10 protein-coding genes are annotated in these 9,401 nt (G+C 72.1%); 8 read left to right on the top strand and 2 right to left on the bottom strand.

Annotated elements, in window-relative coordinates:
* Together trpD and VFE05_07555 are read left to right on the top strand one after the other, a co-directional pair.
* Window positions 1-667 (top strand): anthranilate phosphoribosyltransferase (trpD, locus tag VFE05_07560; GenBank protein HET6229907.1); only part of this gene is annotated, 667 nt, incomplete at its 5' end.
* A gap of 169 nt (window positions 668-836) precedes the next feature.
* Window positions 837-1,034, top strand: coding sequence for a hypothetical protein (locus VFE05_07555; GenBank protein HET6229906.1), 198 nt, complete (start codon window positions 837-839; stop codon window positions 1,032-1,034).
* 392 nt (window positions 1,035-1,426) lie between these two features.
* On the opposite strand, the gene VFE05_07550 is transcribed toward VFE05_07555, so the two are convergent.
* Window positions 1,427-1,567 (bottom strand): hypothetical protein, encoded by a 141-nt coding sequence (locus VFE05_07550; GenBank protein ID HET6229905.1) that lies wholly within the window; start codon window positions 1,565-1,567, stop codon window positions 1,427-1,429.
* A gap of 66 nt (window positions 1,568-1,633) precedes the next feature.
* The gene (gene lexA / locus VFE05_07545) at window positions 1,634-2,239 is read right to left on the bottom strand and encodes a transcriptional repressor LexA (protein ID HET6229904.1); all 606 of its coding nucleotides are present in this window, start codon (window positions 2,237-2,239) and stop codon (window positions 1,634-1,636) included.
* A gap of 84 nt (window positions 2,240-2,323) precedes the next feature.
* On the opposite strand from lexA, the gene trpC reads away from it, so the two are divergent.
* The 6 genes from trpC to trpA all read left to right on the top strand — a co-directional run.
* Complete coding sequence (gene trpC, locus VFE05_07540; protein ID HET6229903.1) at window positions 2,324-3,136, top strand: indole-3-glycerol phosphate synthase TrpC; 813 nt, start codon at window positions 2,324-2,326, stop codon at window positions 3,134-3,136.
* Window positions 3,133-3,801, top strand: coding sequence for a phosphoribosylanthranilate isomerase (locus VFE05_07535; protein ID HET6229902.1), 669 nt, complete (start codon window positions 3,133-3,135; stop codon window positions 3,799-3,801). Before trpC ends, VFE05_07535 begins: the two co-directional genes overlap by 4 nt.
* A gap of 5 nt (window positions 3,802-3,806) precedes the next feature.
* Window positions 3,807-5,030 (top strand): tryptophan synthase subunit beta, encoded by a 1,224-nt coding sequence (gene trpB / locus VFE05_07530; GenBank protein HET6229901.1) that lies wholly within the window; start codon window positions 3,807-3,809, stop codon window positions 5,028-5,030.
* Window positions 5,031-5,586: 556 nt separating this feature from the next.
* A complete protein-coding gene (locus VFE05_07525) occupies window positions 5,587-7,263 on the top strand; it encodes a HEAT repeat domain-containing protein (GenBank protein HET6229900.1) in 1,677 nt (558 codons plus the stop codon).
* Window positions 7,260-8,741 (top strand): HD-GYP domain-containing protein, encoded by a 1,482-nt coding sequence (locus tag VFE05_07520; protein HET6229899.1) that lies wholly within the window; start codon window positions 7,260-7,262, stop codon window positions 8,739-8,741. Before VFE05_07525 ends, VFE05_07520 begins: the two co-directional genes overlap by 4 nt.
* The coding region (gene trpA / locus VFE05_07515; protein ID HET6229898.1) for a tryptophan synthase subunit alpha at window positions 8,725-9,401 on the top strand (677 nt) is incomplete at its 3' end. The genes VFE05_07520 and trpA, both read left to right, overlap by 17 nt.

The following is a 9,401-nucleotide window of genomic DNA, read 5'->3' as shown; positions in this document are numbered from 1 at the left end:
GGGTGCCGCCGACGTGCTGGAGGCGCTGGGCGTGCGCCTGGAGCTGTCGCCCGAGCGGGAGGCGCGCGTGCTGGAGGAGTGCGGCATCGTCTTCATGTTCGCGCCGCTGCACCATCCCGCCATGCGCCACGTGGGTCCCATCCGCCGCGAGCTGGGGATGCCCACCATCATGAACGTCCTGGGCCCCGTCACCAACCCCGCCGGCGCCCGCCGCCAGGTCGTGGGCGTGTCCGACCCCGCGCTGCTGGAGCTGATCGCGGGCGCCCTGCGCGAGCTGGGGCACGAGCGCGCGCTGGTGCTGCACGGCGAGCCGGGGATGGACGAGATCAGCCCGCTGGGCCCCACGCGCATCCTGGAGCTGCAAGGCGGCGAGATCACCGAAGGCCGCTTCGATCCGCGCGAGGCGCTGGGCTGGCCTGAGTTCCCGGCGGAGGATCTCGCAGGCGGCGAGCGCGACGACAACGCCCGGAAGGTGGTGGACGTCCTGCGCGGGCGCGTGGGCGGCGGCGCACGCGCGGCGACCGTCCTCAACGCGGGCGCCGCCATCTACGTCGCTGGCCTCGCCCCCTCGCTCGTGGAGGGCATCCACGCCGCCGAAGCCGCGCTCGACGCGGGCGCCGGGTGGGAGAAGCTCCGCGCTCTCCGCGAAGCCTCGCAGACGGCCTAGCTGACGCCAGCCCGCAGTCTGGGGGCATTCACGACCTCGTCCGGCCGAACCGCGCCGCGCGCTTCGGCCGGCGTCGTAGAACGCGTGGCCGGGTAGATGCGTCGTGGTGCGGGAGCGGGCGGGCCGCGGATGGACCCGCCGCTTCACTCCTCACACGCGGGAGGTGCGGATGGCCGACAAATCGGGCAACAGCGGCGAAGGAACGGGCGGAAACGGCGGCTCGGGCGGCGATGCGCAGCAGGCGGGCTCCACGGACCGCCACAGCATCGTCAGCCACCCGGAAGACCCCGCCTTCGAGACGGGCGTCCAGCAGCGCGCCCAGCAGGCGGGCGCCTCGCGGAGCGAGCCGACGAGTGGCGGCCAGTAGCTGCCGGCGGTAGAACTCGAGCGGGCCGGACGCACCCTGCGCCCGGCCCGCTGCACATCTCCCGAAACGCCGCGACCTTCGGCCAGATCGACCGTCGTCCGTGCATCCGCCCCTCGCCGGCCAGGTCGCCACCCTCCCGGCGCAGCGCGCATCGATCACGCCGCGCATCTCCCGACCCGCCGCCGTTCATCACAGCCGCGCCTCGGCATCCACGCGCACCCATCTCCCGGCAGCAGGCCACGCCGGTGGCCTTCGTGCCGTTGTAGCCGCGGGTTCACCCGCCAGGCGTGCCGGATGCGATGATCATCCGCTGCCCTTCGCCACTCCCGATGCGAATCGGCCGGCGTGAACCGCGGCGTGTCGTCGTCAGCGGCTCGGCCGAAGACGAGTCGTTACGCCGCGGCGAACACTGCGCGCAGGTCCCACGGGCCCGGGATGGGCGGCGGGGTGGCGGGCTCCAGCACCATCATGCGGCGGCCGTCCTTGGCGATTCGGCCTACCACGAACGGGACGGCGGAGCTGACGTTCTTCATTGCGGCTCTCCGGGAGTGCGGAAGACGTACGGACGCGGCGCGTGCCCGAAGGCCCGCGCCGCGCGGCTAGTATTTACGGATCACGCCCACCACGATCCCCTGCACCTGCACCTCGCTGGCGGGGAAGTACATGGGCTGCATGCTCTCGTTGGCGGGCTGCAGGCGGATCTTGCCGCCGGGCTCGCGATAGAACTTCTTCACCGTGGCCGACTCGCCGCCCACCAGCGCGACCACCATCTCGCCGTTCTCGGCCGTCTCGCGCGAGTTGACGATGATGTAGTCGCCGTCGCGGATCTGCTCGTCGACCATGGAGTCGCCGCGCACGCGCAGGACGTAGTTGTTGCCGCGCCGCACCATGTCGTGCGGGACCGAGATGGTCTCTTCCTGCGGCACCGCCTCGAGCGGGAGGCCGGCGGCGACCACGCCCAGCAGCGGAAGCTCCACGGCCAGCGCCCCCACCTCGGCGCGGACCACCTCGAGCGAGCGGCTCTTGTTGTAGTTCTTCCGCAGGAAGCCCTTCGTCTCCAGATTACTCAGGTGCTCGTGCACGGTGGCGAGCGAGTTGTACCCGAAGTTCTGGGCGATCTCTTCGTAGCTCGGCGAATAGCCGTACGAATCCACGAAGCTTTCCACGTAGTCGAGAATCTGTCTCTGCTTCTTGGTCAGAGCCATGTGGTCTCCGGAAATTGCGCTGAGGTTGCTTCCGAACAGGCACCGAACAATGTACCCGAACGCAAACCGAAGCGCAAGGAATAGATGAGCTTGACCCCCGGAATCCTCTCCCGGATCGTCGAAAAGAAACATTCGGAGGTGCAAGAGATTCTGCCGCGAACCGCGGAACTCGTTGCAGCGGCGAAAGATGCGGGACCGGCCCGCGGCTTTGCGGCGGCTTTGCGCCGCGCGGGCGAAGTGCGCCTCCTCGCCGAGGTGAAGCGCCGCTCTCCCTCCGCCGGAGAGATCAGGGCAGGGGCCAATCCGGCCGCGGTCGCACGCGCGTACGAGAGCGCGGGCGCCGCGGCCGTGTCCGTTCTCACCGACCGCGAGTTCTTCGGCGGCAGCCTGGACGCATTGCGCGAGGTGCGCGCGGCCGTGCCGCTGCCCGTCATCCGCAAGGACTTCATCGTCGATCCCGTGCAGGTGCACGAGGCGCGCGCCGCGGGGGCCGACGCCGTGCTGCTCATCGTCCGCATCCTCGAAGACGCGTCATTGCGCGAGCTCCATGCGCTGGCGGCCGAGCTGGAAATGGACGTGCTGGTGGAGGTGCATGACGACGAGGAGCTGGAGCGCGCGCTTGGCGCCGGGGCCCGCCTGGTGGGCGTGAACAACCGCGACCTCGACACCTTCACGACCGACCTGGCGCTGTCGCTGCGCATCGGCGCGAGCGTTCCGGCGGAGGTGACGCTCGTGGCGGAGAGCGGCATCCGGACGGCGGCGGACGTGGACCGGCTGGGGGCGGGCGGGGTAGATGCAGTGCTCGTGGGCGAGTCGCTGATGCGGCAAGACGACCTGCGCGCCGCGGCCGCGGCGCTGGTGGGGCGCCCCAAGCACGACGGAGCGCGCGGCGGTTGACGCAAGGCGAATCCCCGCGGGTCAAGGTTTGCGGAATCACCCGGCGCGAGGACGCGGAGACGGCTGCCGCGGCGGGCGCGGACTTCCTGGGCGTGATCCTCGCCCCCGGCGGCAAGCGGACCGTCTCCGCCGCCGCCGCGCGTGACCTGCTCGCCGGCCTGGGCGTCCTCCGGGTCGGCGTCTTCGTCGGTTCGTCCGAAGCGGAAGTGCTGCGGGCGGCGGAGGATGCGGCGCTCCACGTGGTCCAGCTGCACGGAGACGAGACGCCGGAGACGGCGGACGCGCTCCGCCGCGCGGGCCTCACCGTGTGGAAGGCGCTGCGGCCCCGGAGCGGCGAGGATTTCGCGGACAACGTGGGGCGATACGCATCTTCCGTGGATGCCATCCTCCTCGACGGCTGGAGCGCCCGGGCGCACGGCGGCACCGGGGCCAAGTTCCCTTGGGCGGAGGTCGCGCCGCACCGCCATCTCCTTCCCCAAGGCGTGCAGCTGGTGGCGGCGGGCGGGATGCGGGCGGAGAACGTGGCCGAAGCGGCCGGGCTTCTGCGGCCCGACGTGGTGGACGTGAGCTCGGGCGTGGAGTCCGCGCCGGGCGTGAAGGACGCCGGGGCCGTGCGCGCCTTCGTGGCGGCGGTGCGGTCCCTCTCATCAACCGAACAGCGGTGAGCGTGATGTCTTCCCTGATGGATGCGGCACCCGGCGCGCGGAGCCTGGCGGACGAGCTGGGCGGGCGCTTCGGCGAGTACGGCGGGCGCTTCGTGCCCGAGACGCTGATCACCGCGCTCGACGAGCTGGTGGACGTGTACGCCGCCGCCGCGGCCGACGAGGCGTTCTGGGACGAGCTGGGCGTGCTGTGGCGCAACTACGTGGGCCGTCCCACCCCGCTGTACCGCGCCGACCGCCTGGGCGAGGCGTCGGGCGGCGCGCGCGTGTACCTGAAGCGCGAGGACCTGAACCACACCGGCGCGCACAAGATCAACAACTCGCTGGGCCAGGTGCTGCTCGCGCGCCGCATGGGCAAGCGCCGCATCATCGCCGAGACGGGCGCGGGCCAGCACGGCGTCGCGACCGCCACGGCGTGCGCGCTGTTCGGGCTGGGCTGTATCGTGTACATGGGCGAGGAGGACATCCGCCGGCAGGCGCTCAACGTCTACCGCATGCGCCTCCTGGGCGCCGAGGTGCGGCCGGTGTCCAGCGGCACGCGCACGCTCAAGGATGCGACCAACGAGGCGATCCGCGACTGGGTCACCAACGTGGGCGACACGCACTACATCATCGGCTCGGTCGTCGGCCCCGATCCGTACCCGCGCATGGTGCGCGACTTCCAGAGCGTGATCGGGCGCGAGGCGCGCGAGCAGGTGCTGGAGGCCGAGGGCCGGCTTCCCGCCGCCGTGGTCGCCTGCGTGGGCGGCGGGTCGAACGCCATCGGCATCTTCCACCCGTTCGTGGACGACGCGGAGACGGCGCTCGTGGGCGTCGAGGCCGCGGGCGAGGGCGTCCATACGACCCGGCACGCGGCGACGCTCACCATGGGCAAACCCGGCGTGCTGCACGGCTGTCTCTCGTATCTCCTCCAGGACGATGCGGGTCAGGTCGCCCCGGCGCACTCCGTCTCGGCCGGGCTGGACTATCCCGGCGTGGGGCCGGAGCACTCCGCGCTCAAGGACTCGGGCCGCGCACGCTACGTCGCGGTGACGGACGCCGAGGCGCTGGACGCGTTCGGCCGTCTTGCGCGGCTGGAAGGCATCATCCCCGCGCTGGAGAGCGCCCACGCGATCGCTTACGTGCTGCGCGAGGGCGCCCAGTGGCGCGACGCCGGCCCGGTGGTCGTGTGCCTGAGCGGCCGGGGCGACAAGGACGTCTCGCAGGTTGCGGAGATGACCGGCGGGATGTAGCAGTTAAGGGGGCGAGTGACGATGTGCGGCAAGCGGCCGTCTATCCATCATCCGAGACTCCCGTCCGATCCGTTCGCTGCATCCGGACGGACGTGAAGGGCGCGTCGGGATTCGGTGGATGAACGGCGGGGAATTCGGGAGATGCGCAGCGGCGGACGGTTCGCGCCCTTTCGCACATCGGCGGATGCGCATCTCCAGCCCGGCGACCGGCCCGCTGCGCATCCACCGTAATCCCGCCGCCGGTCCCACCGTTCGCCGGCCGATGCGCGGCGCGAGGGATGTGAAACCTGGTGCCGATGCATCGATTCGGACGGTGCGTGGACGACCCATCCGCGGGTGATGAGGGCTCGGTGGATGGAGTCCTCGCCGGCGTGATCGTGCGGTTTTTCGGAAGCGGGCCGGAACGCACGTTTACCGCCCGTCCGTGCGGAAGGGCGTCTCGCGCGCGACCGCCAGGCGGCGCGCCCTCGGGGGCCGCGCACGCTCGCAAACCTTGCTACGGCGGGCTTCGGCCCGCATCTTGGCGCCACCCGGCCCGCCCATCCCTCCGCGCTTCATGACCGACTTCGCCGTCCACACCCTCGACCAAGCCGAAACCGACCCCGAACGGGAGCCGGTGCGCCTGGACGTGCAGGAGGTGGTGCGCGGCTTCTCCAAGGCGCTGCGCACGCACCTGCTGTACGAGGGAAGCGGGCCGGCGCTGGAGCGCTTCGTGGACACGCTGCGCGGCAAGATGGCCTCGCTGTGGGACCGCTCCGACGAGGTCACCATCCGCGTGGACGAGCACGACCTGCTGTGGGAGGGCGCGTCGGTCTACCACGCCGAGGAGCGGGGCGAGGACCTGGCGTTCCTGCTGTACAAGGACGGCGTGCGCGAGCTGAGCTTCCACCCCGGCTTCGAGGCCGAGGAGCTGGGCGCCTTCCTGGAGCTGCTGGCCCGCATCCACCGGCTGCGGCAGGACGAGGAAGACCTGCTCACGCTGCTGTGGGAGCACGACTGGCTGTACTTCCGCTACAAGTACGTGGACCCGCTCAACGAGGGCGTGCAGGTCCCCGTATCGTCCGGCGCCCCGCCGCCCAAGGCGCCCCCGCCCGCGGAGGAGCCGGACCTCGTCTCGTCCGTGTCGCGCGAGGACTTCCAGGAGACGCTGTACTTCCTGGACGAGGGCGAGATGCGCCGCCTCACGGCCGAGCTGAAGCTGGAGATGGAGCGCGACCTGTGGACGCAGCTCCTCAACGCCCTCTTCGACCGGCTGCAGGACGGCGCGGCGCAGCGGCAGGCGCAGCTCGTCTCCATCCTCTCCGACATCCTGCCCACGCTGCTGGGCGCGGGGAAGCTGGAGAGCGCGTCGTACGTGCTCGGCGAGCTCGTCGGCGTAGCCACGGGCGGCACCGTGCTGGCGCCGCCCGTGATCCGCGGCCTGCGCGCGCTGTTCGACCAGCTCGCGCGGCCCGAGACCGTCGCCGAGCTGGTGCGCGTGGTCGAGGAAGCGGGCGACAGCGTCTCGGAAGAGGCGCTGGGCCGCCTCTTCGGCTTCTTCCCGCCGGAGGCGCTGGGTCCGCTCCTCCACGCGGGCGAGGCCGCCGCGTCGCCCGCCGTCCGCCGCTCCGTGCTGGGCGCGGCGGAGAGGCTGGGCGCCGCGCACCAGGAGCACCTCGTCCGCCTGCTGGCCGACGCGGACGCATCCACCGTCTCCGGTGCCGCCCGCCTCGTCGGCCGGTTGCGGGTGGTCACCGCGGCGCCGGAGGTGGCGCGTCTGCTCCAGCGCCCTGAAGCCGGCCTCCGCCTCGTCGCGGTGGAAGCGCTCCAGGAGCTGCGCTCGCCCAGCGCGTCCGGCGCGCTGGAAGGTGCGCTCGACGATGCGGACCGCGAGGTGCGCGTGGCCGCGGCGCGGGCGCTGGCGTCCCTGCGCTACGCCCCGGCGCGCGCGAAGCTGGAGGCCGCCATCGAGTCCAAGCGCCTGCGCGAGGCGGACCTGACGGAGCGCATCGCCTTCTTCGAGGCGTACGGAGGGCTGGCGGGCGCGGACGGGGTGGCGATCCTGGACCGCGTGCTGAACGGCAAGAGCTGGCTGGGGCGGCGGGAGACGGGGGAGATGCGGGCGTGCGCGGCACTCGGCCTGGGCCGCATCCAAGTCCCCGCGGCCGAGAAGGCGCTCCAGGCCGCCGCGGCCGATCCCGATCCCGTCGTCCGCAGCGCCGTCGGCCGGGCCCTGCGAGCGGTGAAGACGTGAGCGAGACGACTCCGGCATCGGCTTCGACGGACGCGCAGGCGCGGCCCTCCGGCATCGCCACGAGCGACGAGCGCGGGCTCCAGCGCCGCGCCCGCGAGCTGCTCTTCGCCATGTCCGCCGCGTTGCGTGCGCTCCAGCTCTATCCGCTGGAGAACCAGGCGGTGGGCAACGCGCTGGCCGAGCTGGACGCGGTGGTGGGCGGGCTGCTGGACATGGAGGAGGAGGTGTCGATCCGCTACGTGGGCGACTTCTTCTTCATCAACGACCTGCGCCTGCGCATCGACCTGGCTAGCTACGCCACGTTCGGCGCCGTGGGCCGCGCGCTCCAGCGCCACGGCGTGGGCCAGTTCGACGTCTTCCGCGGCGCGCAGCGGGCGGAGTGGACGGCGTTCCTCTCCCTGCTGCTGGGCGAGCCTTCGGGCGACGACCCGTTCGGCGTGTTCGCGGAGCGGCTGGAGCGCAGCGCCGTGCTCCACGTCGCCGTCTCGCCCGCGCGCGAGAGCGAGCTGCCGCCGGACGACGACGACGCGCGGCGGATGGCGAAGCGCACGTACGCGCAGTCCGTCGCCGTGGCGCGCGAGGTGATGACGGGCATGCGCATCGGCAAGGGGATGAGCCTGCGGCCGGTGAAGCGCGCGGTACAGTCCATCGTGGACCAGGTGCTCACCAACGAGACGTCCATCGTGGGCCTCACCACGCTGCGCGACTACGACGAGTACACGTTCACGCACTGCGTCAACGTCTGCATCTTCAGCGTGGCCCTGGGCAAGAAGCTGGGCTTCGACAAGCACCAGCTGTACGAGCTGGGCCTGGGCGCGCTGCTGCACGACGTGGGCAAGATCAAGATGCCGTACGAGGTGGTGAACAAGGCCGGCCCCCTCACCGCCGAGGAAGCCCGCCAGATGCAGGAGCACCCCACCGAGGGCGTGCTGGCGATGTTCGGCATGCGCGGCTTCTCGGAGCTGCCGCTGCGGGCGATGCTGATGGCGTACGAGCACCACATGAAGATCGACCAGACGGGCTACCCCCGCTCCGTCCGTCCCCGCGCCACCACGCTCTTCTCGCGCATCGTAGCGGTCGCCGACGGGTTCGACGCGGCGACGACGAAGCGCAGCTACCAGTCGCAGCCGTGGCCGCCGGACAAGGTGCTGCGGGAGATGCGCGACAACCCCGGCCGCGGCTTCGACCCGCTGGTGGTGAAGGCGTTCATCAGCATGACGGGCATCTACCCGGTGGGCAGCGTGGTCATCCTCGACAGCTTCGAGCTGGCGGTGGTGGTCGCGAGCAACCAGCGGCCCGACCGCCTGCACCAGCCGGTGGTGAAGGTGATCTACGACTCGATGGGCATCCCCGTGTCGCCCCCGCGCACGCTGGACCTGTCCGAGACCGACGCGGAGACGGGCAAGCCGCGCCGCTCCATCATCAAGACCACGGACCCCGAGCGGTACGGAATCAATGTCGGTGAATACTTCGTCTGACCGCGCGGCCGGGCTGGCGGGCGTGTTCGCCGCCTGCGCCGCCGCGGGCCGCGCCGCGCTCGTCCCCTACGTCACCGCCGGCCACCCGGGCCGCGACGCCACGCCCGCCGTCCTGCGCATGCTGGCCGAGGAGGGCGCGGACGTGATCGAGCTGGGCGTGCCCTTCAGCGACCCGCTGGCGGACGGGCCCACGATCCAGCGCTCGTCGTACGAGGCCATCGAGGGCGGGGCCGACCTGGCGTGGACGCTGGAGGCGCTGGCGGACTTCCGGCGGGAGCACGACACGCCGGTGGTCCTCTTCACCTACCTCAATCCCATCCTCCGCCACGGCCTGCAGGCCTTCCTGCGCGACGCGGAGGCCGCGGGCGCGCAGGGCGTGCTGGTCACCGACCTCCCCGTGGGCTCGGACGCGACGATCGAGCGCAGGTTCGCGGACTCGCCGCTGGACCTGATCCGCCTGGTCGCGCCGACCACGCGGCCGGAGCGCGTGGCGCTGATCGCCGCGGCGGCGCGCGGGTTCCTCTACTACGTCTCCCGCACGGGCGTGACGGGCACGCAGCAGGAGTTGGCGTCCGGCCTGGCGCGCGAGGTCGCGGCGGTCCGAGCGGTCTCGCCCGTCCCGGTCGCCGTCGGCTTCGGCATCTCCACGCCGGAGCAGGC

The organism is Longimicrobiaceae bacterium (assembly GCA_035696245.1).
Lineage (GTDB): Bacteria > Gemmatimonadota > Gemmatimonadetes > Longimicrobiales > Longimicrobiaceae > DASRQW01.
Note: the sequence above shows the minus strand (reverse complement) of the source record. Positions and strands in the feature narration are given on the sequence as shown.

What these genes read in the sequence shown, in the direction of transcription:
- trpB (HET6229901.1), top strand. Translation starts at nt 3,807, where the DNA reads ATGTCTTCCCTGATGGATGCGGCACCCGGCGCGCGGAGCCTGGCGGAC.
- VFE05_07550 (HET6229905.1), bottom strand. Translation starts at nt 1,567, where the DNA reads ATGAAGAACGTCAGCTCCGCCGTCCCGTTCGTGGTAGGCCGAATCGCC.
- VFE05_07555 (HET6229906.1), top strand. Translation starts at nt 837, where the DNA reads ATGGCCGACAAATCGGGCAACAGCGGCGAAGGAACGGGCGGAAACGGC.
- lexA (HET6229904.1), bottom strand. Translation starts at nt 2,239, where the DNA reads ATGGCTCTGACCAAGAAGCAGAGACAGATTCTCGACTACGTGGAAAGC.
- trpC (HET6229903.1), top strand. Translation starts at nt 2,324, where the DNA reads ATGAGCTTGACCCCCGGAATCCTCTCCCGGATCGTCGAAAAGAAACAT.
- VFE05_07525 (HET6229900.1), top strand. Translation starts at nt 5,587, where the DNA reads ATGACCGACTTCGCCGTCCACACCCTCGACCAAGCCGAAACCGACCCC.